The sequence below is a fragment of the Bradyrhizobium sp. UFLA05-109 genome (genome assembly GCF_054185165.1).
Genome location: NZ_JBBIAR010000010.1, coordinates 1 through 25,789, shown reverse-complemented (window position 1 = coordinate 25,789; position 25,789 = coordinate 1). Strand labels below are relative to the sequence as shown.

Here is a 25,789-nt window from a genome sequence, read left to right as displayed (position 1 = left end):
ATGGCTGTGCTTCCCATTACCTCTATCTTCGCGGCGGCGTTTGCGGTCTCTCTTGTGGCCCTGTCGTTTCCCATTTCCCTGCGCCGCGCAAAGGTCGGGCAGATGGTAGGCGACAGTACCGATGAGACGCTGCTGCGACGCATCCGCGCCCAAGGAAATTTTATCGAGTACGTGCCTCTTGGGGTGATCTCGCTGGGCTTGGTGGAGGCGCATGCCGCACCGACTTGGGCGGTGGTCGCCATCGGGGCAGCGCTTGCGCTGGGACGACTGCTGCATTTGATTGGCATGCTTGGGGGATTGGCCCCGGTGCGAGGCTTCGGGATGCTCTTTACTTACGCGGCGCTGGTTTTTGCGGCTGGACGCCTCCTTTTGGACGCTACCCCTTGGCTTTGAGCGGCGGTCCCGGAATGTCTGCTCTCGTGCCGCTGTTGGGGATTAAGCAGACGTGAGCCCCGAGGTATTTTTTTGACCTCCGCCCGAGGTTCGCGCACACAGCAGACACTCGCTAGAAATCTCCGACGCGTTTACCTATTACCCGCCGCCGCAGCAAGGACGATCCGCACCGCGAGACGTGGCTAGTCTACAGCGGCGATGTCCGTGTCGGTGTCATCGGTCGCCGCGCCGGTGTCCCGAACTCGGCCCCGCAGTGGAGTTGGTCCTGCGGCTTCTATCCCGGCACTGATCCGGGTGAGTGCCTCTGCGGGATTGCCGAGACGTTTGACGAAGCCCGCACGAGTTTTCAAACAGCGTGGCAGGAGCTGCCGCCACGAGCACTGAGGCAGACTTCGAGATGTGGCGTCGCCAGCGTGACTGGACCGCTTGGAAGGGCCAGATGCACCGGCTAGCGCTTCCGCTGCCGACCCAGCGTCCAGAAGGGATTGCATGCTGCTTCTGCGGCGAGGTAGTCACGAAGCCAACTCTTGATTCCCACATCCGCGTCGCCCACCGCCTCATCGATCCATGAAGCTCACCGCCGAACGTCCCTTCGCCAACCCGGAAGCCGCGGCTCGTCGAGATCGCCGCCGGCATCGAGCCTGTGCAAGACGGCCGCATCCATATCGAGAAGATCAACGCGCCGTTCCTCTACACGCTGAAAGCAACCGGCCCCGAGTTCGGCGCCGGGATCAAGCACGCAGTCGAGCGCGGCTGGCTCGAGCTGCAAGAAAGCGGGACCTATGTCCGGCTCTTGAAGGTCGATGCCGCCGACTGAGGCCTAGCCTACGCCGGCGCGTTTAGGACCTAGCAGGAAGCTGTACCGGTACATGCTGGGACGAGCTCGTCACCCGCGGGGCGCCGTCACGATAAGTGGTCGACTGAATTTGGCTCTGGAGCAGCGTTTCCAAAACGAGAAAAAATCGTTCGCACAGCATTTGTCAAACTCCATTGTTTAACATAGCTGTCATACAGCAGATATATTGCCGCCCTCTTTCGACGCAGTCCAAAAACGGCTTCCTCGAGCTTGCTAATTGTTTCGCGGGGACAACATCCGACGAAAAACTCCATCATAGCTTGTGTGTGCGCCGCAAAATGGCAGAACGGGGCTGGGGCCGCCGTTTTGAAGATCCGATCGAGGTTGACCACCGCGAGCTGGTCACGCTGCATGACGCAGGCGAGTACGTCGCCGCGCTGTCCAAGGCGTGCATGTTGCCCCGGAATGGCAAGCGGCGATGGAAGCCCTGATCCTGGTGGCCGAGCAAGGGGCCCGACGATGCTCGACCGGATTGGCATCATGCGTGTCTTGAACTGCGGAAAGCCGCCGCCAGATTCCGGACCGCAGCGCGCTCACCTTTTGTTGTAAGCTTGCTGCCCGATCTGCGCCGGACGCGGCGTGAGGACCGCGATCTGATGCGGCGACGCTGGCATTCCCGCCATCGTCTGTATGAAAGGCGAGAGGTCCTGCTCCGCGCCGGCCGGTCCCAGCACCATCAATTGATGCGGTGTGATTGGGAGGCCCGCGACTTCATAGACCGGCAGGTCCGCTGCGACAACGTCGATGGTGCCCAGTATGAGAATGGCAAGTGCGACGCCCGATAACCGATAAAACATGATACGGCTCCATTTCTCGAAATCTTCGGTCAGCTCCGATGCGCGTTCAGGGCCGGACGCGGCGAGCCGCCACAGCGCAGAAAATGAAACGTGATGAAAGACATGTTGGCGCAGTGGCGGTGCTCACAAGATCACCATGGCCATGCTAGTGCCGGCCGTGGGCGGAAGTCCTTAAGCCGTCCTTACATTTGGCTGAGCTTTCTCTTAAGGATGCCGGGAGTGCAAAGGCCCGCCGGTTCACGCTGGCGGGCCTTGTCGTTCACCGCCTTAACCGTCGGCAATGTATCGCGAGCCGCTGGCGGTTGCGCCTCCTGAGGGATCGGCATTGGTATCGAACCCGGGAATTTTTCGAGTAGTCGCCGATCTATTTTCCGCCGCGCCAAATTTGCTGCTTTGTGGGAATTGGGCTTCAGGCAATCGGGCCGCTAGGGAAAGCCTGGCGGCCCACCACGCCCAAGCCAACGCGCTCGAGATATAAGAGCAAGCGCGACTACGTCGGCTGCGATACCGCTCATTGGTTCATTCCGAGACCATTGCGGATAAGGAAGGCGAGAGCCCACCTGCGCTTGACGCATTCGCATGTTCACTTTAACCCCGCACGTGATCACGTTGGAGAGCATCAGGTGGCAAAAAAGACGAAGAGCAAGCGCAAGGAATACACCAAGGACGACGTCAAACTGCTCAAGGCACATTCCAAAGCCCGCACCCCAGTGGCTAAGTTGTCAAAGCTGATGAAGCGGTCCGAGGGCTCGTTGAGGCAAAAGGCGCGCAGCCTTGGAGTTGGCTTAGGACACCAGCGTTAACCTGCTGGCTTCCCCCCAAAGTCGAACCGTCCACAGCCTGTTCTTTCCCTGCCACAAACGGAACCCGCCATTCGCGACGGGCTCAAGGCTAAGGGAGAAAGCGCCATGAAGGACGCCGCAAAAGCTGCGGCGAGGCGCGCCAATGCGGTGTGTCGCGATCGACACTGTGGCACTGCTGTCATCTACCGACATACTGCGCAGAGACACGCCACCGTGCGCGTCCTTAACCTTCATCAGTTACGTAAATTTCGGATTCGTCTTGTCGCGCAACTGCAATTCCAGGAACGTCTCTCGCAGCCGAGCGGGATGGTCTGATGCTCGACCTGCGTACCCGCACGGTTAGGGGCCGACCGTCGAGAGATGGCGGCCCCGCCGGGGCTGGAGGTTTGATCTGTGCCGATCGCTGGCCGGATGAGGTGCGCCTGTCCGACATCGAGCCGCGTTTCACCTGCACCGCTACCGTAAGGCTCGGCCTGCGCTGGCCCCGCGTCGGCGCAGGCGCGCGATTTCAGTCGCAGCCTCAGCAAACTGCGCTCGAATGAGTTCGAAGGCACGATCGGCCGCAGGTACAAGTGTACGCCCTTGACGGCGCACGATGCCGAGGGTCATCTTTAGGTCATCCAGCGGCGGATTCACATCGAGCACGATCACCTCACCCGCGCGCAGTGCGTCGATCATTGAAAGGTCCGTTGCCGGGACCACCGCATCGCTGTCAACGATCACCCTTCTCACCGCCGCAACGTCGTCTGCGATGATCCCGAAATGATCAAGCACCGGAGGTTGCAATGAATATAGCTGCGCAAATCGCCGCAGCAATGTTTCCTCGAGGTGGCCGGTCCCGATGAGCGTGTATGTCTCGAGCTCCTTAATTCCGATCCGCCGCTTCCGTGCCAGCGGGTGATGTTGTCGGGCGAACCAGCTAAAGGTGCAGGGAAAGACCGGCTCGGCCGCCAGATCTGGGATGAGTGCCGCGACGCTGATATCGCCGACAAAAAAGTCGAGCGTCTCTCCAATGAGCGCATCGACCATCGTATCCGATGTCTTGATGAGTGCACTCAGCTTGAGCGCGGGCGCCTCCTGCATCAACTTCAACATCATGGGTCCGAGCAGCCAGGCAGCGAGTGAGGAACCCATGGCGAAGGAGAGCCGTCCGAGCTCGCCGCCTCGCATCAATTCGAGCTCACGCGTCCCCTCATTCGCGTCGAACACGATCCGACGGGCGCGCTTCGCATAAGCCAGGGCATACGGTGTCGCTCGAAGACGTCGGCCCGTTCGATCGAACAGTGGCGCGCGCAATTCGTCTTCTAGCGCGCTCAAGCTGCGCGACAGCGCCGGCTGACTGAGATGCACCGCCTCGGCGGCTGCACTCAGCGATCCCAAATCGAGAACCGCAAGGAAATGGCGAAGCTGTCGCGTATTCACGGCGTCCGCATAATTGCAAGTTATGCATGAATTATGGAGTATAAATGCAATATACGCAAATGAATTGAGCGTTATTGGTTAGCGATGGATTGCCAGTCGCCGACCATATGTCCGGTCCGGCCCGTCGTTGCAATCATGAGCGATTGCATCGATTTGCACGGACACACCGCACACGCGGCCCTTCACGGATACGTGCGGGCCGTGAGCGAGGTGGCGCATGCCCTGCCTGTTCTCCTGCCAGCCGCGCCCGACTGCGTCGACGTGGAGAGCCTCCTCGCCGGCATCGATGGCCTTGTCCTCACTGGCAGTCCTTCGAATGTCGCAGCCGATCACTATGCTGCTCCACCTCTGGCACCAGCTGTGAAGCTGGATCGCGATCGCGATGCAGTCGTGCTGCCCATGATACGGCGGCTGATCTCCGCTGGTCTTCCGGTTCTCGGCATTTGCCGCGGCCTGCAGGAACTCAACGTCGCGTTCGGCGGCACCCTGCATCCTGCCGTGCACGAACAGCCGAACCGCCTCGATCATCGTGAAGGCGATCACGACCGCCCCGTCCGGCGCTGGTACGACGACAGTCATGACGTGCACATCGCCGCCGGTGGCAGGCTTGCGGAACTCCTCGGGGATGATCGTGTGCCGGTCAATTCGTTACACCACCAGGGCATCGAGCGCCTCGGCCGGGGCTTGCGCGTCGAAGCAACGGCGCCGGACGGCCTGATCGAGGCCTTCTCGATCGAGGATGCGCGGCAATGGACGCTGGCGCTGCAATGGCATCCGGAAATGCGCATCGACGACAGCGCGCTCAGCCGCGCCATCTTTGCCAGTTTCGGCGCGGCCTGCCGGGCCCGGAGAACTGAAAGACAGCGACAAACCACTCAAGGAATTTGAGAGTAGACGATGACCAACAAGGACATTCTCGAACTATTCAGCACGAGCTACGTACAGGCTCGCGCGAAGTTCATGCAGGCCGCGGCGGTGCGAAACCTCCCGGTCACTTCGTTCGTGCTGCCCCTCCAGGGCGCGCAAGGCGAGACGTTGGCAACCGACGTGGTATTCGACGGCCCCGTCGATGCCGCATCGCTGCTGATCGTGATCAGCGGTGTTCACGGCGTCGAAGGCTACTGCGGCTCGGCCATCCAGACCGGCCTGCTGCTGCTCGGGTCGCCGGAGCATGTCCGTACGAATGCCGACGTCGCGGTCATGCATGTCCATGCCGCGAACCCCTATGGGTTCTCGCACTCGCGCCGCGTCACTCAGGAAAACGTCGATCTCAATCGCAACCTCATCGACTTTTCCGCACCCTTGCCCGTCAACGCGGGTTACGCCGACATTCACGATCTCCTGCTGCCGGACGCCTGGCCGCCTCGGCCGGACAACGAGGCGCAGCTTGCCGCCTATGTCGAGCGCGTCGGCCAGCGCGGGCTGCAGCGCGCCATGTCGATGGGACAGTACGCGTTCGAGGACGGCATGTTCTTTGGCGGAGCCGGCCCCACCTGGAGCAACAGGACCTTCAGGCGCATCCTGCGGGAATTCGCCATCGGACGCGAACACATTGCTTCGATCGACATCCACACCGGCCTTGGCCCCTACGGATTTGGAGAGCGGATCTTCGCCTGTCCCGAGGACCCCGTCGTTCTCGAACGAGCGCGCACATGGTGGGGCAAGCTGACGTCGGTGGTGACAGGCACCTCGACCAGCATCCCGCTCAACGGGCCTATCCAGACCGCGTTTTCGCAGGAATGCCCAGACGCCCTTCAGAGCCATATCTGCCTCGAATACGGCACGCGCCCTTTCCCGCAGGTCCAGAACGCGCTGCGCGCCGAGCAATGGCTGCACCGATCCGGCAGCGCCAATTCCGAGCAACGCGCATCGATCAAGCGCGCTCTCAAGGATGCCTTCTACCCCGAAGCCGATGATTGGAAGATCCCGGTCTGGCAGCAGGCACGCGAAGCCTATTTGCAGGCACTCCACGGACTGAACACCACGCCGATCCCGGCGGCTCTCGAAATGGCTTGAAGCAGCACGCGACAACCCGTCATTCCAGCAGGAACATTGACACATGAGCACGATTGCCACCGTGGAATTGCAGATGGATGCTTCGAACGGCGAACCGCAGCACGCGGTCGCGACGGGACGCGTGAGCCGCAGGATGGTCGCGGCCGCCGTGGCCGGAAACGCGCTCGAATTCTACGACTTCGTCATCTACGCCTACTTTGCCGTCTACATTGGACACGCCTTCTTCCCGATGGGCGGTGAGTTCGGCAGCCTGCTCGCCTCCGTCGCGACGTTCGGAGTTGGCTTCTTCACCCGCCCGCTCGGCGGCATTTTAATCGGAGCCTTCGCGGACAAGGCGGGGCGCCGGCCGGCCATGATTCTCACCGTCGTGCTCATCACGATCGGCACTCTGGGTCTGGCCGCGACACCGAGCTATGCCAGCATCGGCATTGCTGCGCCGATTCTGGTTGTCGTCTGCAGGCTGCTGCAGGGCCTTGCGATCGGCGGCGAGGTCGGACCGTCGACGGCGTTGCTGATCGAGGCGGCGCCGGTCAACAGGCGCGGTTTCTACGCGAGCTGGCAAATCGCGAGCCAGGGGATTGCGGTGGCCATTGGCGGCCTGTTCGGCGTCGCAGTCTCGCTGATTCTTTCCCCTGCTGACCTGGCCGCCTGGGGATGGCGCGTTCCATTCCTGTTCAGTCTCGCGCTGATTCCGATCGCCGTCTACATCCGGCGCAGCCTGCCCGAGACACTCGAGACGGGCGAAAATCGGAGCACCAGGCAGATCGTCAGCTCAGTGTTCACTGGCCAGCGCCGCTATTTGGTTCTGGGCATCCTCATCACGGCGGCCGGCACGGTATCATCGCAGGTCGGCAACTACATGACCACTTATGCGATCCAGACGTTGCACCTGCCCGCCGCGCTCGCCCAAAGCAGCGTCCTGGTCGGCGGCGCCCTCACTTTTGCCTTTGGCTTGATCGCCGGCCTGCTCAGCGACCGGTTTGGCCGGAAGATCACGATGATCCTGCCTCGGGTCGCCCTGATGTTCCTGATCGTGCCAATGTTCTTCTGGCTTGCCGGCGTGCCCAGCGCCACCACGCTCCTCGTGGTCACGGCGATTCTGGCTGCCCTCACCGCGCTCAGCGGATCGGCGAGCCTCGTGGCTTTACCTGAGATGATGCCGATGGCCATTCGCAGCACGGGCCTGTCGTTGATCTATGCGATCGGCGCGACGCTGTTCGGCGGGACAACCCAGTTTGTGGTGACCTGGTTATTGGCCGTGACCCATGATCCGCTGGTGCCGGCATACTACACCGCCGCGATCAGCCTGATCAGCATCGTAGCGATGGCCATGCTCCCCGAGACCCGCAATTTCGATGTCACGAAGTAGCGGGTCGAAGTGTCCGTCAAGCTGTATGCCTCTGTTGGGCCCTAAGCCGACTTCCGGGAGATGAGCGGACCAAGGTCGAGCAGCTGCCGAGGTCCGCTTGTGTCCCCCTTAACCAACCGCAGGTCCAACCACCAACCGAGGTAACACTGCGTTGGCGTGTCATTCTTTCCCAGCCAATCGTGGCTCGATCGAAGATCACTGCGCCTGCTTCAAATAGGCTTCGACCTCCAACAGGTCCCGCTGCGCCGGAAATGACATGAGAGCCTGAGCCGGACTGCACCACGGGTAAGGAAGCGAAGATAGCCAGCGCATCACGCCATCGAGTTGCGTGCCTGACAGGATTTTCATGACTTCTATGGTGATGACGAGCCTCACCACTTTTCCGTCCTGATTGAAGTGCCAGTCGTAACGTCCACATCCAACTCGCAGCGGCTGTCCGGTGGCTCTTGCGGACATCCCAACCAACCAATGGCACTGAAAGCGGGCTCGGTCGGTCTCGGAGGGGTGGGAGAGGCAGAACATATAGATGTTCTCGTATTCGACACCGAAGCGACGAACCAAAACGTCCTCCACGGCGCTCAAGCCGGTCGCCGTGCTGGGAAATGAAATGGCGTCGGTCTTGACCACCATCTCTAGTGCAACGTCTTCAGAGAACGTCTGTCTCATCAAAAACGGGCGGTTGCCGTCCTTGGCCAAGATATAGTTGTTTACTGCTTCGGCGGGCGACGGCATGGGCCCAAGCTTAGCACATTCGAGTTCCAATGCATCTCGCCCAGAGCGGCGGTCCCGGAATGTCTGCTCTCGTGACGCTGTCGGGGCTAATGAGGTAAGCCGCATCCCGGATGATTGTGGTCCGTGGCAACGGGAGCGTCGCCGCGCCGCGGTGAGAACACAAGTGTCACTAACTGGGACCTGCCCGCATTCGATCCCGGCTTGCCGGGAGGGGCGACCAAGAGGGACGTACTCGTCGCTTTTCGTGGCGGCGCTGCCTGCCTGATGACCCAATCCCCGAGCCAGCAATATTGGTCGGTGGCGTCAACGGCATATTGCCGTGGCCTGGCATCGTGAGTTCATTGCAGTGACCGGCGTGCGTCCCTCCTGCCGCCGCCGAACTGGAAAGGATAAACCATGAGGAAGACGTTATTGGCTCTCGCTGCGGCCGCGACTTTGGCCGTCTCCGCAGCCTCGCCCGCGTTTGCTGGTCCGCGCTATGATTACGGACCCGGCGGCAATCCGTATCCGCGCACTTATCCTGGCCCCGGCGGCTATCCGTACTGGTCGGGCTATGTCGATGCCCCGGTTGGCGAACCAATGCCTCCCTGCTACTGGAAGACCCAACGCTTCTGGGACGGGCACGGCTGGCGGGAGCGCCGCGTGCGAGTCTGCGGCTAATAAGCGGCCGAGAGACCCATGCGAATCCGACACGGTGCGGCGACATGGCTCAAATACGTCACGCCGTAGGCAATATCGGCCGCGGGGGTCGTCACAGTAGGACGGTCCTTTCACCCGATCCAAGCTGGCCGCTTGCCGTGGTCGCGGCTGACCGGCGCCGCAGACTCCTAACGTCTTCAGCGTACCGGTCGTTGCACTGCTCGAAACCAGCCGCAGGAGCGTCATGGATAGCGTGCCCGCCGCCAGCATGAGGGTGATCGTCGCCGCCGAAGATGCCCAGAATAGGCGAAGGTGCCCACGTCTAGGCGCGGGCAATGTTACGTCCGCGCGCGACCTCCGGCTTGGCGACAGCATGCCGAGCGGCGCGCAAGGAGTTTTGCCGCCACTTCTCAGCTAATGGCGCCTTTCGCGGCGCATGGTCTGGCGATCAAGTCGCACCACTTTTGTGTACTCGCCGGAATCGTTCGCCAATTTCGGCGAGCGACGACGCAGGAGGAAGGCAGCTCCGCAAAGCGTCTCCTTTCTCCACACAATGCGGCAGATGAAAATTGCGGGATGGCCATCGAACGACAGCACAAATTCGTCGGCAAATATGAAGTACGGCGCGGAGATGCAGGCCCCCAAGGCGCTGATATCGCGCACCACGCATGGATGAGTCCCACGAATTCCATCGAATGACAGTAGCGCCGCCCGGTTCATCGGTATGCGGCTCAGTGCGCGACGTTCCATCATGGCGAGATGCTCCAAATGAGAATGCAACCTCCCATCGGACGCGACCGCAGCGATTGCGATCGCGCATTATGAAGTCGGTTTCCCGGTCCCGCCGACGTCCGGAAAACGGCAGCACGTGCAACCTTGATCTGGTTGATTTAACCTAACAAGCAGCATTGTTGTCTTATTAAAATTGGATCGAAGTTCGTGGTTAATTCAGACGCTTGACGCCGACTTTACAAACGGACGTTCGTGTTTCGAAGCGGAGGTCGGCTTCACAAGATCAGTGGGCCAAATGCGCAAGAATAGGCGCGCGACCTGATCCTCTACTACCAGAACTACGAGTGCAGCCACAACGGAAGCTGGCCTGATGGTGAGCCCAGTCGCTAGTCACGTGAATCTAAAGTTCGCCACATAAAGTCTGCTGGACTTTGTGGCAGAAGTTTTCCGATCACTGCGCTCAGAGCAGCCGCTCCTTTTCGCGTGAAGGACCCCACCGGCAAACTCGCGATCAGATTGATCCAGTCATCGTGCAATTATTGCAGCGTGGTCCACCGCTTGCCACCGGGCATTGCGCAATTGGTATGATCTACATCAAAGGCGCGACGCTACCTCGTGTGGAGGATATTATTGTCGAGCACCGATGACTGGTGCTGCGCAAAAAGGGAGATTTGTCGTGCGTTCAGTAATCCTGATTTTCCTCGCTATTCTTACCTCTATGACAACGCCAGCGCGCGCTCAAGGCACATGGCTTGAGACGAGAATGATAAGGGCGATTTGCAGCAGCGAGGCGACGCCTGTTGCCAACACTGATCGATTGGTAAAGCGGCTTAACCTGACGGATCCTCAAAAAGCGGCGCTGAAAGACTTAACCGAGGCGTCTGCGTCTGCGGATGCCTCTGCGAGGAAGTCGCTATGCGCTGACAAACCAGATCTTTCGACGACCGTGGGGCGAATGGCGTTCGCCGAGAAAATGGCGGAGACCAGGCTTGCCGGCCTGAAGGCAGTCGAGCCCAAACTTCAAGCGTTTTATGACAGCCTGGACGCGAAGCAGAAAAAAGCGTTCGACACTGGCGGGCGCATCGGCGGCATATTCGACTGGTGGGGCAAGAAATAAATTCCGATTGGCGGAGGCTCGACGACATTGCTACCGGATTTCCAGCGGGACTGTTCGAGGAGACATTGCCTGCGCGCAAAAAACAGTGTCGTTAGCTGGTAGCGGTACCTGACCGCGCTCAATCGTGGCTCACCGGGGCCGGGATACGCGCCCTTCGACTTCAAACTGCTCGGCTTAAAGGAGCGGCCGCCGCCGTGGTAACAGCGGGAGGGAGCATGTATCGATGTCCGCTATGCCCCGCGTCGCGACCAAATTCGGCCTCGCACCGAAGTGTCGCGTAGGGCCACTTCCGGACTCACGCATCGCAGCAAATTACGCCTCACTCGATCACCTCGTCGGCGCGGCCGAGCAGCGAGCGCGGCACGGTGAGGCCCCGAGCACGTTGGCGGTCTTGAGATTGACGATCATCTCAACGTTCGTAGCTTGCTGCTGTCTAATGATGGGACATCTGAGGCTTGCCGTTCCTTGGCTTCGTAGTAATCGGCTGAGAACATAATTGACCACCGCGAGAAGAACGAACGCAATTCCTGAGTGGGCTTTTCGACCCCGAAACGCTCCGCGACATGCGCCTTGCGCAGCCACCGCACCGCCGATGTGAGGCCGGCGATGCGCTCGAGCGTCTCAAGCGCCGCGATGCCGGCAATCTCTGCCTGCCGATAGCGAAAACCGAGTTTTTTGATCAGATACATACACTTGACGGTTTCATAGCCCTTGAATACCAGCTGAACGAAAGGATGTTTTTTCGCGTGTGGCCAGGCTGCCGGGTACACCGGTAGTACCAAAAGCTTGCTCTTGGCGATAACGGTTGCCAGCGGATGCAAGAGTTGCATCCAAGGTGGCCAGGACGTGACCTTGGCAAACAATACCGCGTGCATTGCCGTTGCAGCTCCGAAAGAGATCGGGAGCCAAAGTATTCGCGCCCAGGATCACGAGCAACGCGGTGTTCGGCGTGAGATGCCGGCATTTTCGGAACACCCACGCCATGCCGCTTTCAAAGGCATCATGCACAGCTTGCCCGAACGCCCGATAGCCAATCTTCCGCCTAAACCACGACCAGTTCCTGCGGATCGATCTCCGCCACTGTCGACGTTTCGTCTCGGAAAGGGGAAGGAAGCGCACCGCGGCGCTTACGAGAGTGACAATGACATCGCCAAGACTCTTGGCCGCGAAGAGCGGAAGCCAAACAATTTGCATTGCCAAAGGGAAGGCGTAGTCGAGCATCCGCATCAAGATCGAAATAAAGAAGTGCAGGATCTTGTTTATGGCGAGCGTGATAAAAACAAGTGGAATCATAAACACATCGTCGAGGGCACCGTGGAATCGGCTTTCCTCGGTCCATGCCGGGTTATGATAATCGGTCATGGTGCAACGTTTCCGCGCTGAAGACAGGCGATCGTGCGGGCTTAAATTAGCACATTGTAAGGACCAGGGTAACCTCAGTTGCCGATCGTTGAGCGACAGCCCGATGAACGGGTGCTTAAAGGCTCAGGGGTTGAGGCCGTAGTTTGCTGATCTACATCAAGTAGCAATCGGGGTTAGGATGCCGTTATTGCCGTCGCTGATGTCTCGTTCGGGTCATTCGCGACTGAGCCAGGCAGTGCTCGCTGCCAATCGATGTCCGCTTCGGTCCCGATAGCGCCCGCATTCGTGCAGAAGCAGCAAATGACGCGAGGGGCCAGAGGCGGCCGTCGCTTATTCGACCACACAATCGGCTTCGATCTCGACGAGCCAAGTGGGATCGATGAAGCCCGAAACCTGGACGAACGTGCATGCCGGGCGAATTTCATGAAAGACCTCGCCATGCGCGCGAGCTGCATCGCGCCAACGCGAAATGTCTGTCAGCATGATCCGCGTCCGAATGATGTTCGCTAGTGTACCGCCCGCCTCCGCGGCAGCCTTGGCGATGATTTCAAGGCAGCGAATCGTTTGCCCATAGACATCGCCTGGCGCCGCCGTGCCCCCCGCCGCCGCAATCGGTGCCGTCCCCGCAATAGCAACGAATTGGCCAACTCGTACGGCGCGGCTAAAGCCGATCTCGGGCTCGAGATACGATCCCGACGAGATGAGGTTCCTTGGCACGGCGGGGGCCTCCATCGAAGTGAAGTCGGTGAAGCTGTGCTCGTCGGCTGAGTGCCGGTGAGAACGTCCCAGACAGCCCCTTAGCGAGAGAACAAGTGGGTGCGGTTTCGCCCTGCATTGGCGAGACTCACGCACATCCTCGATTTTCCACGTTGTTCATGCTAGCCGCCCCAACGACAGAAGGGGTAGCACCGATAGGGTCCGCCGAGCCAACGGCCCCAGCCCCGGTGCCAACCGCCGAAACGCACTTGGACCAGATCACTCTCCTGCACCATCGGCTTGGCAGCTGGGGATAAAGGAGTGAGCGGGGCAGCCATTGCAGGTGCGCCGAGCGATATCGCACCAATCACGCGAAGCGCTGCAGGAACTTTGGTCATAGACATGACATTCCTCCAATCCGCAACTTCCGACCATAATCAACTTGGCTGACTGCAATGCGTTGCACCGTTATGTCATGACGGTTTCGGGTCAAAATGCGAAGAACTCAACGTGAGCAAATCTGGTCCGCTATGCCCCACTGGGCGGACCTCAATGAGGGGTGCCGTCACTTCGCTGTTGGGTCGATTCCGTTGAAAAAGGCGAAAGTAACGCCACGGCAAAAACATCGCTGAAATTAACTTAGAGCGAGCTCCGGCAAGAAAAGCCTTCGTAGTAAAGCTAGGAAGATCACCGAGCGATCCTGACTATGTTGACGCGATCTCCAACGTCCCGCTGCGTCAAACGCATCAGAAGTCTTCAGAAAATGGGCATGCTCGCGACAAAGGCCTTTTTCAACAGAATCGGTCAAAATGCGAAGAACTCAGTTTGAGCAGTCCGCCGTACCCAATAAGCGGCCTCAATGAGAGCTGTCCCCACTTCGCTGATAGGCCAGAAGAAGGCATCACTGGCTCGCTCAATCACCTCCGTGCGCCATTTCACCCACCTTGCTCGCCTAACCGCGCACCGATCGCCTGCTCGAGCTGTCGGGATAAATCCATTGCATCTGTCTCGTCGACATTTGTGAACCCGAGCAACAGTGCTTGTCCGCACGGATGAGCGACCGCGCGCCTGGACAATGGTTCCGCGGCGAGTCCGGCGTCCTGCGCAAGATTCGCCAGCTGAACGTCGTCGGCGCGGTTGGGGCAGCGCACGATCAGATGCATCCCGCCGGGCTTGAGATCTACTGCGATGCGCTCGCCGAACACCGCGGAAAGCGCCGCGCCAAGTACCTTGCGACGCGTAGCATACAGATCGCGCATGCGTTTCACATGCCGCGCAAAATGACCCTGGATCATAAAGGCGGCAACTATGCGCTGTGCAAGTGTCGACGCGCCGAAACTCCGATGCAGGTTTGCGCGGGTGAAGACGGCGACAGAATCCTCCGGCAGAACCAGATAACCGAGCCGAAGACTCGGGAACAACACCTTGCTGAAGCTTCCCGCATAAAGCACCCGGTCGTTACGGTCGATGCTCTTGAGGGCCGGCAGCGGTCGCCCCACGTAGCGGAACTCGCTGTCGTAATCATCCTCGAGCACTAAGGCGCCTGTATCGCTGGCCCATGACAGGAGCGCTAGTCGCCGCGGCAGCGATAGTGCGACGCCGAGGGGACTCTGATGCGAAGGCGTCACTACCGCGAGTCGGGCGCGGTGCGCCCGCGCCACGCCGTCGGCGACGCGTAGCCCTTCGGTATCGACGCGGATCGGCACCAGCTTCGCGCCAGCGGCCTCAAGCGCCGTGCACGCCAGCGGGTAGCAAGGGTCCTCGAGCCAGACCTTGTCATTGCGATTTAGCAACACCCGCGCAATCAGATCCAGGGCGCTCTGATAGCCATTGGTGATCAGAACCTGTCGCCACGAGCAGTTGATGCCACGCGACGTCGCCAGATATGCAGCGACCGCTTCCCGCAATGGAGGGAAGCCGGCGGGATCGGGATACGCCATTTCGGCCGCAGTGAGTTCGCGCGCCTGACGCGCCACCAAGCGCGACCAGGTCTTGCGTGGAAACATGTCGAGCGAAGGAAGCCCAAGCTGAAATGGTCTGGGGCCGCCGCTCTCGGGCGAGACTCGATCCGTCGGGCGAGATCTGGTAGCGGGTCTCGCGATGGCTTGACCGCCAAGTTCAGGTGAAACGATCGTGCCAGCTGGTCCACGGGTAACGACATAGCCCTCGCCGGCGAGCAGCGCGTAGGCGACATCGACCGTTCCACGCGCGGTTGCGAACTCTTGTGCAAGGCGCCGCGCCGACGGCAGGCGAGCGCCGGGCGGAAGCTGGCCATGTGTAATCGCGGTCCGAAAATGCTCATAGATCTGTCGATAGAGCGGGATGCTGTCGTCGCGCATGAGGACGACGCGACGCTTCTGAGGCACGCGGATCATGGCCTGGTCATTTTATCCCTTCTTGGCTCTGTCGACTAGACCATTGCAAGACTACCTCGCGTATCGGCACGCTGCCAAGCGATCAAAAAAGGAGAAATGACATGAAGTCTGCCGTCAGCCGAAGGCAATTCAATCGCGGGTCCGTCATCTCGCTGCTGACCACCACGGCCGCGACGTCGGTCGGAGGGGTGGCATCAGCACAGCAGCCCGCCGTGTCACGTGCTTCGACGAGACGCGATGTGATCAAACGGGAACTCCCGGGCGAGCCGTTGCGTGTCCTGTCGCTGGTCGAGGTAACGTATCCGCCGGGAGCTGGATCTCCGGTGCACCTCCACGCCAATGGCGTCATGGCATTCGTCGTGTCGGGAGCGATTACCTCCAAAGTCGGCGACGAGTCTGAGCAGACGTTCCACGCCGGAGACGCCTGGTGGGAACCTCCGGGAGCGATTCATCGAGTCTCGCGCAATGCCAGCCTCACCGAGCCGGCCACCTTGCTTGCGATCTACATCGCACCCAATGGCGCAACAGCAGCCGACCTCATGAAGCCGCTTTGACCATGACCAATACACACTTCGCCCGGTGTGCGTCGTCTCGAGCCGCTTCGCCGGCGAGCATGATGACACCGCTATTGGCGCTGATGTTTGCCGTTGCGGTGGGGGTCATTGTGACCCCACTTTACGCGGCCCAGCCACTCATTAGCGCCATCGCCGCATCGTTCGGCCTTTCGCCGGGTGCGATGGGCTTGACGGCGAGCATGCCAATGGTCGGCTACGCCGCTGGACTGCTTCTGCTCGTCCCGCTAACCGATCTGCTTGAGATGCGACGCCCCATCCTGACGACACTTCTAGTAGGTACCGTTGCACTCGCGGCCGCGGCACTCGCGCCGTCGTCTTCATTCTTTCTTCTGGCTGCGTTGGCATTTGGAGCGTCAGCCAGCGCGATTCAAATGCTGGTGCCGGCCGCCGCAAGCATGGTGCCGGAGGCTCAGCGCGGACGGGTCATCGGAAACGTCATGAGCGGCCTGATGATCGGAATCCTCCTATCTCGCCCGCTGGCGAGCCTTGCGGCGGCGACCTTCGGTTGGCGCGTATCCTACGCGCTCGATGCGGTCGCTACTGCCGGTACTGTCATTGTGCTGTATCGCTTTCTGCCGCACCGCAAGCCTGGCAACCAGTTTCAAGCCTACGGCGCTCTGATCGCATCGCTATGGCAGCTACTTGCGAAGGAGGCTGTGTTGCGTCGCCGCGTGACCTATCAAGCCCTCTGCATGGGTGCCTTTGGCATCTTCTGGACGGCCGTGGCGCTCCGACTGGAACAGCCTCCATTTGAGCTTGATCAAACCGGCATCGCCCTATTCACCCTGGCCGGCGTTGGTGGCGTTGTTGCAGCTCCTCTTGCGGGATGGGCAGGCGACCGCGGCTGGAACGCGCCGGCCACGCGGGCCGCTCATGCGGCAGTCGTTGTCGCTTCGATCCTGGCCGGGCTGGCCGGTGCTCCTTGGTTCGGCTTCGACCCGACCGCCCGGCCGGCATTGTCGCTGGCGCTTTTGGCCATGAGCGCCGTTGTGCTGGACCTCGGCGTGATCGGCGACCAGACGCTCGGTCGACGCGCGGTCAACTTGGTGAATCCGGAAGCACGCGGTCGGATCAATGGTCTCTATACAGGCATCTTCTTTCTCGGCGGTGCGATCGGCTCGCTGTTTGCCGGTATCGCTTCGGCTCCGTCCGGATGGACGTTTGTGTGTTCGATCGCCGCCGGATTCGGGATCACGGCGTTCATCTTGGCAGCGAGAGACCGCCGGTCTGAAATATCTCGCATGGAGGAGCAGCGATGAGGATATTCTTGGCAGGAGCAGCCGGCGCTATAGGCCGGAGGCTGGTTTCGCTATTGCTGGGAGCCGGGCATCACGTCGTCGGGACGACGCGCTCGACCGACAAAGCAGATCTATTGCAGGCCGCCGGTGTCGAACCCGTCGTGCTCGATATCTTTGATAGCGCAGTGCTAACTCATGCGGTATCAGCCGCGCGTCCCGACATCGTGATCCATCAGTTGACGGATCTCCCCCCAGGCCTCGATCCCAACCAAATGGCCGAAGGAACAAAGCGAAACGCTCGCATGCGCAGTGAAGGAACCCAAAGCCTTGTTTCCGCCACGCTCGCATCAGGCGCGCGCCGGCTCATCGCCCAAAGCATTGCCTGGATGTACGCGCCGGGACCGCAACCACACTCCGAGCAGGACCCGCTCGATACTGACGCGCGGGGGACGCGCGCAATCACGGTGGCCGGCGTCGTGACGCTTGAGCGGCTCGCCATTTCGTCACCGCCGATTGAGGGAATCGTCCTTCGCTACGGACACCTCTATGGGCCGAACACTGGAAGTGACATCGCTGGAGAGGCCCCGTCGCTGCATGTTGATGCGGCAGCTTCGGCTGCGCTGCTTGCGGTCGAGAAGACGCGCAAAGGTATCTTCAACATTGCAGAGCCAAGCGCTTACCTTTCTGTAGAGAAAGCACAACGCGAACTCGGATTTGATCCGCACTTCCGGCAGGATGCTTGAGTTCCCTAAGTATCCAATCGCAATTCGCCAAGGTCCGCTCCGCGTCTTTCGCGACTGAGCCCGGCAGTGTCGCTACCAATCGATGTCCGCTTCGGTCCCGACAGCGCCCGCATTTGTGCAGAAGCAGCAAATGACGCGAGGGGCCATTAGGCGACATTAGGATGGCGTCTCGTCGAAACCAGTTGGCCCCGTCGTCTGATCCGTCGTACAAGGTATGCAGCAGGCAGGGTTGCGGGCCATGGTGCAGGAGCGGCCGGTCCGGGTCGAGCGCAAGTTGTCAGCGATATTGGCCGCCGACGTGGCTGGCTACTCGCGGCTCATGCACAATGACGAAGAGGCTACGCATGCCAAACTGACTGTGCTCCTCGCGGACGCTGTTGCCCCGGCTATTGCCGATCACGGTGGCCGAATTGTCAAGAACACCGGGGACGGGTTCTTGGCGGAGTTTCCGAGCGCGGTCGAGGCGGTTCGGGCCGCTATGCAGTTCCAGACCTGCATCAACGACCTTACAATCGGTGATGTGGAAGATAGTCGCATTGCTTTGCGCGTCGGCATTAATGTCGGCGACGTGATTGTCGAGCCTCACGACATCTTTGGCGTCGGCGTAAATATTGCGGCGCGGCTTGAAAGCATCGCAGAACCCGGCAGCATCTGCATTTCGTCTACTGCCTACGACTATGTCCGCGGCAAGGTCGGCGTTGAGTTCGCCGATCTGGGTGAGCAGAACCTCAAAAACATCGCCCTTCCCGTGCGGGTCTATGCAGTGGTCCGGGATGGATCGAGCGCGACGACACAGGCTGAGAGGGCGAGGCTAGGCCCGCTTTCACCCCCTCATCTTTCCATCGTTGTGCTGCCTTTCGCCAACCTCAGCGGCGATCCCGAGCAAGAGTACTTCGTGGATGGGGTGACCGAGAGCCTCACCACGGACTTGTCGCGCATCAATGGCGCGTTTGTGATTGCGCGCAACACCGCTTTCACGTTCAAGGGCAAACCCGTTGAGGTAAAGAAGCTGGGACGTGAGTTGAACGTCCGCTATGTGCTCGAAGGGTCGGTGCAGCGTGGCGACAACCGCCTCCGGGTGAACGTGCAACTGGTTGACGCCGAAACCGGCAACCACCTCTGGGCGGAGCGCTTTGACAAGCCCGTTGCCGACCTCTTTGACATGCAGGACGAAATCGTTTCGCGGCTAGCCAACTCATTAAATGCCGAACTCATTACCGCCGAGGCACGCCGAGCCGAGCGTTCATTGCATCCCAACTCGATGGATTTGTTTTTTCAGGGTAGGGCTTGGTGGAACAAGGGCTTAACCCCCCATCACATGGATCAAGCGCGCGGCTTTTTCGAGCGGGCAATTGAACTCGATGCGGCAAACATCGAGGCGGCGGTCGGTGTGGCGATGGTCGATGCGGCACTTGGGGCTGCCCTTATGACCGACGACTGTTCCGCAAGGTTGGCGGCGGCCGAGACGACCATCGCCAAGACGCTATCCCTCGCCCCGAACCACGCTTCGGCCCACGCACTTCTGGGGGTCATTCAGATGTATACGAAACGCGCGGCGCAGGGCATCGCTGAGTGCGAGCAGGCGTTGGCGCTGGATCGCAATTTGGCCGGCGCTCATGCTCTCATCGGGTACGCCAAATTTCTTCTTGGTCGCGGTTCGGAGACCGAAATTCATATCCACGAAGCGCTTCGCCTCTCACCTCGGGACGTCTTGGCCTCCCGGTGGTATCTAGTTATCGGCCTCGCCAAGAGGCAGCTCAATGCCGATGCCGAAGCAGTCGCCTGGCTGCGCCGGAGCCTTGACACAAACCGAAACTATTCCCTCGCGCATTTCCTTCTCGCGGCCGTGCTGGCGCGGCTCGGGGAACTGGACGAAGCGCGGGCTAAAGTGCAAGCGGGACTTGCGCTCGATCCAAGCTTCACCGTTCGCCGCTTTCGTGATGCCAGCAATGCACAGAGCGACAATCCGACCTTCCTCGCTGGACGCGACCGCGCGATTGAGGGCATGCGGTTGGCCGGGGTGCCGGAGGGCTGATGTCCGACTTGGGTCATTCGCAACTGGTTCAGCCGGCGGCAAGTCTGGGTGTCGTCCGCTATATCGCCCGAAACGGAAGCTCACGCCGTTTGTATCATCGCCCGCTTACGCGTCCGGCCGGACGTCGGACGGAAAAAACATGTGTCAGTAGCCTGTACAGGTACCCGGTCACTTCCAATCCCGGCTGAGCGCCCCGGGGTCGCCCCCCTTCAGCGACAGCTGGCCGCCGCCAGGGCCGTTCGACGGATGCGCATGGCAGTCTGGCCATCGGCGCGCCTGCGGCAGATGTCACCCAGTTGGGATCACCCTGTGGTTCTGCCCTCCTGCTTGATCTTGCTCGACCAGAACGTGGCGCAGTTGAGCATACCTTACTTTGTAGCCGGGTTTGAACCACTTCAGTTCAGTTGGCCCTTCCGCCTCTTTGTCCCAAACGAACCAGGCATAGGCAGTCGTCCCACTACCTTTCCGCTCGGCACCGCTTGGGTAAAAGGTAATGCGCTCGCTGAAGACCCAAACGCGCGCGGGTGGCATCTTGGAAAAGATCGTATTCGCTCTGTTCGCGCCCTCTAAGAAGCCAAAACGCAGAAGAAGGGCGAGCTTTCGCTTCGCCAGCTTGACGCCGCTCGCGACAAAACCCTCGGCGCAGTTATAGGGCGGATTGGTGATGACGTTGTCGGTTGCCTGCTCTGCACGAAGAAAGTCAACGCCGACTTCTCCGTATCCACGATCGTACAAGTCCGAACTGCGAACAGGTTGGCCAGCCTGCTCCAGCACGCGGGACATGCTGCCATCGCCGCACGCGCACTCCCAGATTTCGCCGTTGAACTCTTCATTATCGATCAATGCGAACGTTGCCCAAGCCGGCGTCTAGAAAAAGTCCGGTCCGTTGAGGTCAGCGAACCTCTTCGCTGTCGGCTTGAAGCCGCCGTTCAGATTGTAAGTAAGATCGGTCACGCGAGATCTCCTTGCTGGAATAGGCAGAGCATCAGACTCGTTGATGTCGAAATTCCGCAAGGACCTTCTGTGAGTCAAATTGACTCACCCCTTTCCCATCAAGCGAGCCTCCGATGGCGACCTGCTGGGCTCTTGGTCGCAATATCCAAATGCTCATCGAAATGGGAAATCTGCTCGGGCGTGTACTCATTAACTCGCAGATGTCCGATCTTGAGGGCTAAGCGGAAATATTCCGCTCGATCAGAGTATTACCGGTTTTGACCCCGAACGGACATTGATCCGTGATTAATATACATTCCGAGGTATTCTCGCGAAGGCGGCCATCGGCTAAGTTTGCAACTTCTAGCTGAGTATCAAACTCGTCATAGACGAGGCTCGCGGTGGATAAGGAGACATGCAATGAGCGCTGAGAGGGATGATCTGACCTTGAGCCGACGCATTGTCCTGCTCGGCAGTACAACGCTAGGAGCTGCCGCTGCGCTCGCACAAGTCATTCCGGCAGCGTACGCGGAGACTTCGTCTTTGAACCCCCAACCTTTGCCGCCGTCGCCGGAGTGGGCCCGCGCACTTCCACCGGGCCCCGACACGCGCGTCAAAGTCACCGAGGAGTACGCCAAGCACATAGCCCGCGACGCATATTTCTGGGCTTGGCCGCTGGTGAACATCTTCAACCGACGGCAGGCGCTCAAGGATGTAAAAGAAATCGTCATGGCCGGTCCCGTGCCGACAGCACCGCTCAACCGGTTCGCCATGCTCACCGACTACATCACGCCCGACCAGCGGCTAGTCGCGTGCCCAAATCAGGACGTGGTTTATGGCGCGGGCTCACTTGCGCTCGACGTCACGCCGGTGGTGATCCAGGTCCCGGACTTCGGCGACCGGTTCTGGGTCTATCAGGTGGTGGACCTACGCACCGATGGAGTCGTGCAGCTTGGCAAGATGTACGGCACGACACCCGGCTTTTACTTGCTGGTCGGACCGACTTGGCAGGGCGAGGTTCCGAAGGGAGTCACCAAGGTGTTCCGCTCACCGACGAATACGGGGTTCATCGCGCCCCGTATCTTCCAAGACGACACGCCAGAGGACAAACAGGCGATCCAGAGCGTGCTGCAACAAGTCCTCATGTACCCGATGGCCGAATACGACGGCGCAATGAAACGCACGGACTGGAGCCAGATCAAGAAGCTGCCTCCAGCGGCCAGCGGGGAAACAGAAACGCAATGGGTGTTTCCGGATAAATTCTTTGATGAACTTCCCGCGGTTCTGGCCGATGCGCCGCCGCTGCCTGGTGAAGAAGCGCGTTACGGGCAGATGCATGCGCTGCTCGAAGCCATAAAGGCCAATCCCGCGCTCAAGCCGGTGCTTATCACGACCGTGGCTGAGGTGGACGACCAACTGGTCAAGCCGCTGTTTCAGTTCCGCAACTACGGGCAGCAACTTCCGCACAATTGGTCCACGATTTCCAACGAGGCCGCGTTCGGCACCGATTACTACACGCGCACCGCAGCGGCGAAGTCCAACATTCTGGTCAACTCGCCAAACGAAACGAAATATTTTTATCAGGACCTCGATGCGGCCGCTGCGCGCCTCAATGGTGCCAATCGCTACACCGTGACGTTCCCGAAAGACCAGACGCCGCCGGTCAACGGCTTCTGGTCGCTCACGCTCTATAACGAACATCATTTCTTCGCGCCGAACGAACTCAAACGCTATTCGCTCGGTACCAAGAACAAGGCGTTGAAATACAACCCGGATGGCTCGCTCACACTCTATGTTCAAGCCGATCCGCCGCTCGATGAGGCACAACGTGCCAACTGGCTGCCGTCGCCTAAAGGTGGCGACTTTTCCTTGTACGTTCGAGCTTACTGGCCCAAGTCGGCAGTCATCGACGGCACATGGGCGCCGCCGCCCGTGCAACGGGCGGGATAGTGGAATGTCGGCTTGTGGCCCATCAGCGACCTTGGGCAATGTCCGCTCTTCCGCCGCTGTTGGGGGTTGAGCGGACATCAGTCGGCCAAGCCGCTTACTGAGTACACGCCTAGCACTCAGGTGCCTCGCGGAAAATGATGTAGAAGACGTGCGACAATAACCGGTCCCGGTACCTTGGTCGCTCCAGTCCCGACTAATGCCCCCGGGTCCCCACTCCCTTCAGCGATAACTGTCCCGCGAGAGCCGCCAGCATAGCTACTCGCTCGATTGGGGTACCAGCGGCTTGCGAGCTTTGACCTGCAAAGTTAGACGTGACAGCGCTGAAACTAGCGGACGCTTTGCCAGTTACCTCCCTTGAGATGCCTCAATGGTGGCGTCATTCGTGCCGAATTTCACCTGTTGGCCCATCAGCGAAGTGACCACGCACCTCGTCGAGGTTCGCTTATCGGAGCGCAGCGGACGAGAGTTGCTCACGTTGAGTTCTTCGCATTTTTGACCCTTACCGGAAGTTCGGGTCGGTGTCGGGGTTTTATCTTTCGTAACGCCTCCAATAACACTCCCTGGCCCTTTTCCCTTACAAGGCGCAAATGCAACTGCAATCGATACTGACCTGCCCCACATGCGGTCATCAGGCCACAGAGATGATGCCGACCGACGCCTGCCAGTACTTTTATGACTGCCCGGCTTGTGGAATACGGCTAAAGCCGAAGCACGGTGACTGCTGCGTATTCTGCTCATATGGGTCAGTGCCATGTCCGCCAATACAGGGACATAGCAAGGACAGATGCTGCAGCTAGAGCAGTCGCATTCGGCATCGCTTTGGATGTCGCCTCCTGAGGTCCGCTTAGTGGGACCAATGCGGACTAGATTTGCTCAAACTGAGTTCTTCATTTTGACCCTTAGCAGACATGTGGTTTGAAAGGATATATCAGCGTTCAGGACCAGAACTGATCCTCCCGCTGCTCATCGCCTTGATACTCGCGGAAGTCGGTCGCCTTTCCATTCTTCATCCGCCAGACGTGGACCTCTGGAAACGATGCAGAGAGCCCGTTTCGTTGTGCATTCACGGTGACCAAGGCGACAACGAGATCATCCTCAGCCAGCACATTGTGCACATCAATGCTAAACGCGCCTCCGGAAAGCTCCATCGTGCGTTGAAAGAAGCCTCCGATCTGATCGTGGCCGATATAGTCGCCTGACAGCGGACTATGACCGGGAACGTGCCATGAGATGCCCGCGTCGAAGGTCGCAAACACCGAAGGTATGTTTCCTTGCGCAAAGTCTTCGTAGGTCTTGCGAATGATCATCGAATTTGAATCGCTCATGCTGTCTCCTACGTAAGAGCTAACACTCCAATGGCTGTGACGAGTAGAACGGGAACTATAGCAGGCGCTGGGCCACCTCGAAATGTCTTCCCTTGGCCCTTCTGGTACCGGTACCTTGGTCGCTTCAATCCCGACTAATGCCCCCGGGTCCTCCCCTCCCGCGACGCTAGGCGGAGCGTGTGCTTACTGTTGCGCCGGGCGTGATGGGTAAGCGCCATGCACCGCAGCACACTGTGTGCAACGGTGCCGAACGTGCGGTTGATCACAGTGACTTCCGTTTCGATGGGCCAAATTTGGCTGATTTGCCATCGAACGACGGATATCCACATGACCGCAACTCGTATTAGCACCATCCACAAAATCGGCTTAATACTGGGTCTCACCCTTTCGATGTCGACCGTCGTGACTTCGTCGAGTCTTGCTTACAGCGCTAAGGCGCAGCAGATGTGCATGGGCGATGCCTTCCGCCTCTGCAGTGCAGAAATCCCAAATGTTTCACGGATCGTCGCTTGCATGAGGCGCAACAGGGCGAATCTCAGTCAGGGGTGCCGCTTGGTGATGGATCAGGAAGACACCGCAGCAACCAAGGCTAAACCTGCCCAGGCTGGCCCTGTGGAGCAGAGGCCGACCACTGCATCACGCGTTGAGCCGCCTGCAGCGACCGAGACGAAACCTGTCCAAACTGCGCCTCTCGAGCAGAAGCCAACCACCGCATCCCCCGTCGAGCAACCAGCGTCGAGCCCGGCGAAACCCGTTCAGGCTGCGCCGGTCGAACAAAAGCCGAGTACCACAACGCCGGTCGAAGTGAAGCCAGTCGAGGCAAAATCTGCCTCGAGAAGCAGGCCCTTGAAAATGGCTCAGCGCAAACAGAAACACCGCGAGCTGATCGTCGCACGGCAGGCCCATCACGAATTCAGAAAGGTCGCACGAGCCTTCGGATTCTCGCTTCCGATCCCGCTGGTCATCCAATTCTACTGGTAGACAATCGCACAAGTGCGGCTACCCTTCGCCACTGCAAGGGGACACCCGCCGATAACCGTTGTGGGTTATTCCTAACTGGTCCAACCAGCGGCAAGTCCGGATGTCGTCCGCTATGCCGCCCGAAGCGGAAGCTCACGCCGTTTGTGTCAGCGCCGCTGCCTGGGCCACCAGCCGGACGTCGGACATTCGTTGCGAGCGAAAAAACATGTGTCAGTAACCTGTACAGGTACCCGGTCAATTTCACTCCTGGCTGAGCGCCCCTAACCGGTACCGGTACCTGATCGCTTTCAGTCCCGGCTGAGCGCCCCGGGGTCACCCACCCCCTCGGCGAGACAGCAGTCCCGCCGGAGCCGTTCTGCGGACGCGCATGGCGGCTTGGCCATCCAGAATGCGGCTGATGTCACCCAGCGCGCTCTCCAGAAGCTGGCTTCCCCTTAACTCGCAGATGTCCGATCTGAGGGCTAAGCGGAAATATTCCGCTCGGTTAGAGCATTGCCGGTTTTGACCCGGAGCGGTCATTAATTGCCCGTGGCTCCATCGCTGCCATGCATTTTGGGGAGCCGTCGCGCCAAGCTTGGCCCGACGCTTCGGTCCCGTTGATTTGCATCAAAATTGCCCTTCGCAGACTGTGATATTCATAAGGTCTCTCATAGAGGAGTCCACTCACATGAATCGCAAGAGCTTTCTTGTTGGTCTCCTG

General features: G+C 59.9%; 28 protein-coding genes. 17 read left to right on the top strand and 11 right to left on the bottom strand.

Annotation, left to right across the window (positions count from 1 at the left end):
• The 3 genes from Q3C01_RS09175 to Q3C01_RS09165 all read left to right on the top strand — a co-directional run bounded on the left by Q3C01_RS09175 (position 1) and on the right by Q3C01_RS09165 (position 1,680).
• On the top strand, positions 1 to 393 hold the full coding sequence (locus Q3C01_RS09175; RefSeq protein ID WP_458144997.1) for an MAPEG family protein: 393 nt from the start codon (positions 1 to 3) through the stop codon (positions 391 to 393).
• Positions 394 to 1,036: 643 nt separating this feature from the next.
• Entirely contained in the window at positions 1,037 to 1,210 is a 174-nt protein-coding gene (locus Q3C01_RS09170) for a hypothetical protein (protein WP_458144996.1), read from the top strand.
• Between the two features lie 317 nt (positions 1,211 to 1,527).
• Positions 1,528 to 1,680 carry a hypothetical protein gene (locus tag Q3C01_RS09165; protein WP_458144995.1) on the top strand — a complete coding sequence of 51 codons (153 nt, stop codon included), beginning with the start codon at positions 1,528 to 1,530 and terminating at the stop codon, positions 1,678 to 1,680.
• Between the two features lie 102 nt (positions 1,681 to 1,782).
• Here the strand turns inward: Q3C01_RS09165 and Q3C01_RS09160 are convergent, their stop codons facing one another.
• Complete coding sequence (locus Q3C01_RS09160; RefSeq protein ID WP_458144994.1) at positions 1,783 to 2,046, bottom strand: hypothetical protein; 264 nt, start codon at positions 2,044 to 2,046, stop codon at positions 1,783 to 1,785.
• A gap of 623 nt (positions 2,047 to 2,669) precedes the next feature.
• On the opposite strand from Q3C01_RS09160, the gene Q3C01_RS09155 reads away from it, so the two are divergent.
• Positions 2,670 to 2,849: a hypothetical protein gene (locus tag Q3C01_RS09155; protein WP_458144993.1), complete on the top strand. Its 180-nt coding sequence runs from the start codon at positions 2,670 to 2,672 to the stop codon at positions 2,847 to 2,849.
• Between the two features lie 105 nt (positions 2,850 to 2,954).
• Positions 2,955 to 3,164 carry a hypothetical protein gene (locus tag Q3C01_RS09150; protein ID WP_458144992.1) on the top strand — a complete coding sequence of 70 codons (210 nt, stop codon included), beginning with the start codon at positions 2,955 to 2,957 and terminating at the stop codon, positions 3,162 to 3,164.
• Between the two features lie 141 nt (positions 3,165 to 3,305).
• On the opposite strand, the gene Q3C01_RS09145 is transcribed toward Q3C01_RS09150, so the two are convergent.
• Entirely contained in the window at positions 3,306 to 4,271 is a 966-nt protein-coding gene (locus Q3C01_RS09145; RefSeq protein WP_458144991.1) for a LysR family transcriptional regulator, read from the bottom strand.
• Positions 4,272 to 4,355: 84 nt separating this feature from the next.
• Between Q3C01_RS09145 and Q3C01_RS09140 the strand changes: the two genes are divergently transcribed.
• The 3 genes from Q3C01_RS09140 to Q3C01_RS09130 all read left to right on the top strand — a co-directional run bounded on the left by Q3C01_RS09140 (position 4,356) and on the right by Q3C01_RS09130 (position 7,656).
• Entirely contained in the window at positions 4,356 to 5,159 is an 804-nt protein-coding gene (locus Q3C01_RS09140; protein ID WP_458144990.1) for a gamma-glutamyl-gamma-aminobutyrate hydrolase family protein, read from the top strand.
• Positions 5,160 to 5,168: 9 nt separating this feature from the next.
• Positions 5,169 to 6,287, top strand: a complete 1,119-nt coding sequence (locus Q3C01_RS09135; RefSeq protein WP_458144989.1) for a M14 family metallopeptidase — start codon at positions 5,169 to 5,171, stop codon at positions 6,285 to 6,287.
• Positions 6,288 to 6,420: 133 nt separating this feature from the next.
• Positions 6,421 to 7,656 carry an MFS transporter gene (locus tag Q3C01_RS09130; protein WP_458144988.1) on the top strand — a complete coding sequence of 412 codons (1,236 nt, stop codon included), beginning with the start codon at positions 6,421 to 6,423 and terminating at the stop codon, positions 7,654 to 7,656.
• A 195-nt stretch (positions 7,657 to 7,851) separates the two neighbouring features.
• On the opposite strand, the gene Q3C01_RS09125 is transcribed toward Q3C01_RS09130, so the two are convergent.
• On the bottom strand, positions 7,852 to 8,388 hold the full coding sequence (locus Q3C01_RS09125) for a hypothetical protein (RefSeq protein ID WP_458144987.1): 537 nt from the start codon (positions 8,386 to 8,388) through the stop codon (positions 7,852 to 7,854).
• Between the two features lie 396 nt (positions 8,389 to 8,784).
• On the opposite strand from Q3C01_RS09125, the gene Q3C01_RS09120 reads away from it, so the two are divergent.
• Positions 8,785 to 9,048 (top strand): hypothetical protein, encoded by a 264-nt coding sequence (locus Q3C01_RS09120; RefSeq protein ID WP_458144986.1) that lies wholly within the window; start codon positions 8,785 to 8,787, stop codon positions 9,046 to 9,048.
• Positions 9,049 to 9,441: 393 nt separating this feature from the next.
• Here Q3C01_RS09120 and Q3C01_RS09115 read toward each other — a convergent pair whose 3' ends face one another.
• A complete protein-coding gene (locus Q3C01_RS09115) occupies positions 9,442 to 9,780 on the bottom strand; it encodes a PilZ domain-containing protein (RefSeq protein ID WP_458144985.1) in 339 nt (112 codons plus the stop codon).
• Positions 9,781 to 10,402: 622 nt separating this feature from the next.
• Here Q3C01_RS09115 and Q3C01_RS09110 point away from each other — a divergent pair.
• Positions 10,403 to 10,876 (top strand): Spy/CpxP family protein refolding chaperone, encoded by a 474-nt coding sequence (locus tag Q3C01_RS09110; protein ID WP_458144984.1) that lies wholly within the window; start codon positions 10,403 to 10,405, stop codon positions 10,874 to 10,876.
• A 404-nt stretch (positions 10,877 to 11,280) separates the two neighbouring features.
• On the opposite strand, the gene Q3C01_RS09105 is transcribed toward Q3C01_RS09110, so the two are convergent.
• The 4 genes from Q3C01_RS09105 to pdxR all read right to left on the bottom strand — a co-directional run bounded on the left by Q3C01_RS09105 (position 11,281) and on the right by pdxR (position 15,273).
• Positions 11,281 to 11,565: a hypothetical protein gene (locus Q3C01_RS09105; RefSeq protein ID WP_458144983.1), complete on the bottom strand. Its 285-nt coding sequence runs from the start codon at positions 11,563 to 11,565 to the stop codon at positions 11,281 to 11,283.
• Positions 11,566 to 11,578: 13 nt separating this feature from the next.
• Entirely contained in the window at positions 11,579 to 12,238 is a 660-nt protein-coding gene (locus tag Q3C01_RS09100; protein WP_458144982.1) for a hypothetical protein, read from the bottom strand.
• A gap of 330 nt (positions 12,239 to 12,568) precedes the next feature.
• Positions 12,569 to 12,970, bottom strand: a complete 402-nt coding sequence (locus tag Q3C01_RS09095; protein WP_458144981.1) for a Rid family hydrolase — start codon at positions 12,968 to 12,970, stop codon at positions 12,569 to 12,571.
• An 899-nt stretch (positions 12,971 to 13,869) separates the two neighbouring features.
• Positions 13,870 to 15,273, bottom strand: coding sequence for a MocR-like pyridoxine biosynthesis transcription factor PdxR (pdxR, locus tag Q3C01_RS09090; RefSeq protein WP_458144980.1), 1,404 nt, complete (start codon positions 15,271 to 15,273; stop codon positions 13,870 to 13,872).
• Between the two features lie 137 nt (positions 15,274 to 15,410).
• Here pdxR and Q3C01_RS09085 point away from each other — a divergent pair, with 137 nt between their 5' ends.
• From Q3C01_RS09085 to Q3C01_RS09070, 4 genes are all read left to right on the top strand, one after another.
• Positions 15,411 to 15,863 (top strand): cupin domain-containing protein, encoded by a 453-nt coding sequence (locus Q3C01_RS09085; RefSeq protein ID WP_458144979.1) that lies wholly within the window; start codon positions 15,411 to 15,413, stop codon positions 15,861 to 15,863.
• 62 nt (positions 15,864 to 15,925) lie between these two features.
• A complete protein-coding gene (locus Q3C01_RS09080; protein ID WP_458144978.1) occupies positions 15,926 to 17,143 on the top strand; it encodes an MFS transporter in 1,218 nt (405 codons plus the stop codon).
• Between the two features lie 8 nt (positions 17,144 to 17,151).
• Positions 17,152 to 17,865, top strand: a complete 714-nt coding sequence (locus Q3C01_RS09075) for an NAD-dependent epimerase/dehydratase family protein (RefSeq protein ID WP_458144977.1) — start codon at positions 17,152 to 17,154, stop codon at positions 17,863 to 17,865.
• Positions 17,866 to 18,103: 238 nt separating this feature from the next.
• Positions 18,104 to 19,900, top strand: a complete 1,797-nt coding sequence (locus tag Q3C01_RS09070) for an adenylate/guanylate cyclase domain-containing protein (protein ID WP_458144976.1) — start codon at positions 18,104 to 18,106, stop codon at positions 19,898 to 19,900.
• Positions 19,901 to 20,188: 288 nt separating this feature from the next.
• On the opposite strand, the gene Q3C01_RS09065 is transcribed toward Q3C01_RS09070, so the two are convergent.
• On the bottom strand, positions 20,189 to 20,743 hold the full coding sequence (locus Q3C01_RS09065) for a hypothetical protein (protein WP_458144975.1): 555 nt from the start codon (positions 20,741 to 20,743) through the stop codon (positions 20,189 to 20,191).
• Between the two features lie 510 nt (positions 20,744 to 21,253).
• Between Q3C01_RS09065 and Q3C01_RS09060 the strand changes: the two genes are divergently transcribed.
• Together Q3C01_RS09060 and Q3C01_RS09055 are read left to right on the top strand one after the other, a co-directional pair.
• Positions 21,254 to 22,783, top strand: coding sequence for a DUF1254 domain-containing protein (locus tag Q3C01_RS09060; RefSeq protein WP_458144974.1), 1,530 nt, complete (start codon positions 21,254 to 21,256; stop codon positions 22,781 to 22,783).
• A 587-nt stretch (positions 22,784 to 23,370) separates the two neighbouring features.
• Entirely contained in the window at positions 23,371 to 23,580 is a 210-nt protein-coding gene (locus Q3C01_RS09055) for a GDCCVxC domain-containing (seleno)protein (RefSeq protein WP_458144973.1), read from the top strand.
• A 138-nt stretch (positions 23,581 to 23,718) separates the two neighbouring features.
• Here the strand turns inward: Q3C01_RS09055 and Q3C01_RS09050 are convergent, their stop codons facing one another.
• Positions 23,719 to 24,108, bottom strand: coding sequence for a nuclear transport factor 2 family protein (locus Q3C01_RS09050; RefSeq protein WP_458144972.1), 390 nt, complete (start codon positions 24,106 to 24,108; stop codon positions 23,719 to 23,721).
• Between the two features lie 327 nt (positions 24,109 to 24,435).
• Here Q3C01_RS09050 and Q3C01_RS09045 point away from each other — a divergent pair, with 327 nt between their 5' ends.
• Positions 24,436 to 25,089, top strand: coding sequence for a hypothetical protein (locus Q3C01_RS09045; RefSeq protein WP_458144971.1), 654 nt, complete (start codon positions 24,436 to 24,438; stop codon positions 25,087 to 25,089).
• Between the two features lie 484 nt (positions 25,090 to 25,573).
• Here Q3C01_RS09045 and Q3C01_RS09040 read toward each other — a convergent pair.
• The coding region (locus Q3C01_RS09040) for a hypothetical protein (protein WP_458144970.1) at positions 25,574 to 25,789 on the bottom strand (216 nt) is incomplete at its 5' end.

Bases quoted from the DNA above. Each gene is read 5' to 3' on its own strand.
- Q3C01_RS09125 (WP_458144987.1), bottom strand. From the start codon at position 8,388: ATGCCGTCGCCCGCCGAAGCAGTAAACAACTATATCTTGGCCAAGGAC.
- Q3C01_RS09175 (WP_458144997.1), top strand. From the start codon at position 1: ATGGCTGTGCTTCCCATTACCTCTATCTTCGCGGCGGCGTTTGCGGTC.
- Q3C01_RS09140 (WP_458144990.1), top strand. From the start codon at position 4,356: ATGGATTGCCAGTCGCCGACCATATGTCCGGTCCGGCCCGTCGTTGCA.
- Q3C01_RS09150 (WP_458144992.1), top strand. From the start codon at position 2,955: ATGAAGGACGCCGCAAAAGCTGCGGCGAGGCGCGCCAATGCGGTGTGT.
- Q3C01_RS09055 (WP_458144973.1), top strand. From the start codon at position 23,371: ATGCAACTGCAATCGATACTGACCTGCCCCACATGCGGTCATCAGGCC.
- Q3C01_RS09095 (WP_458144981.1), bottom strand. From the start codon at position 12,970: ATGGAGGCCCCCGCCGTGCCAAGGAACCTCATCTCGTCGGGATCGTAT.
- Q3C01_RS09135 (WP_458144989.1), top strand. From the start codon at position 5,169: ATGACCAACAAGGACATTCTCGAACTATTCAGCACGAGCTACGTACAG.
- pdxR (WP_458144980.1), bottom strand. From the start codon at position 15,273: ATGCGCGACGACAGCATCCCGCTCTATCGACAGATCTATGAGCATTTT.
- Q3C01_RS09045 (WP_458144971.1), top strand. From the start codon at position 24,436: ATGACCGCAACTCGTATTAGCACCATCCACAAAATCGGCTTAATACTG.
- Q3C01_RS09105 (WP_458144983.1), bottom strand. From the start codon at position 11,565: ATGTATCTGATCAAAAAACTCGGTTTTCGCTATCGGCAGGCAGAGATT.
- Q3C01_RS09130 (WP_458144988.1), top strand. From the start codon at position 6,421: ATGGTCGCGGCCGCCGTGGCCGGAAACGCGCTCGAATTCTACGACTTC.
- Q3C01_RS09080 (WP_458144978.1), top strand. From the start codon at position 15,926: ATGACACCGCTATTGGCGCTGATGTTTGCCGTTGCGGTGGGGGTCATT.
- Q3C01_RS09100 (WP_458144982.1), bottom strand. From the start codon at position 12,238: ATGACCGATTATCATAACCCGGCATGGACCGAGGAAAGCCGATTCCAC.
- Q3C01_RS09110 (WP_458144984.1), top strand. From the start codon at position 10,403: ATGACTGGTGCTGCGCAAAAAGGGAGATTTGTCGTGCGTTCAGTAATC.
- Q3C01_RS09115 (WP_458144985.1), bottom strand. From the start codon at position 9,780: ATGATGGAACGTCGCGCACTGAGCCGCATACCGATGAACCGGGCGGCG.
- Q3C01_RS09070 (WP_458144976.1), top strand. From the start codon at position 18,104: ATGGTGCAGGAGCGGCCGGTCCGGGTCGAGCGCAAGTTGTCAGCGATA.
- Q3C01_RS09165 (WP_458144995.1), top strand. From the start codon at position 1,528: ATGGCAGAACGGGGCTGGGGCCGCCGTTTTGAAGATCCGATCGAGGTT.
- Q3C01_RS09060 (WP_458144974.1), top strand. From the start codon at position 21,254: ATGAGCGCTGAGAGGGATGATCTGACCTTGAGCCGACGCATTGTCCTG.
- Q3C01_RS09085 (WP_458144979.1), top strand. From the start codon at position 15,411: ATGAAGTCTGCCGTCAGCCGAAGGCAATTCAATCGCGGGTCCGTCATC.
- Q3C01_RS09160 (WP_458144994.1), bottom strand. From the start codon at position 2,046: ATGTTTTATCGGTTATCGGGCGTCGCACTTGCCATTCTCATACTGGGC.
- Q3C01_RS09120 (WP_458144986.1), top strand. From the start codon at position 8,785: ATGAGGAAGACGTTATTGGCTCTCGCTGCGGCCGCGACTTTGGCCGTC.
- Q3C01_RS09050 (WP_458144972.1), bottom strand. From the start codon at position 24,108: ATGAGCGATTCAAATTCGATGATCATTCGCAAGACCTACGAAGACTTT.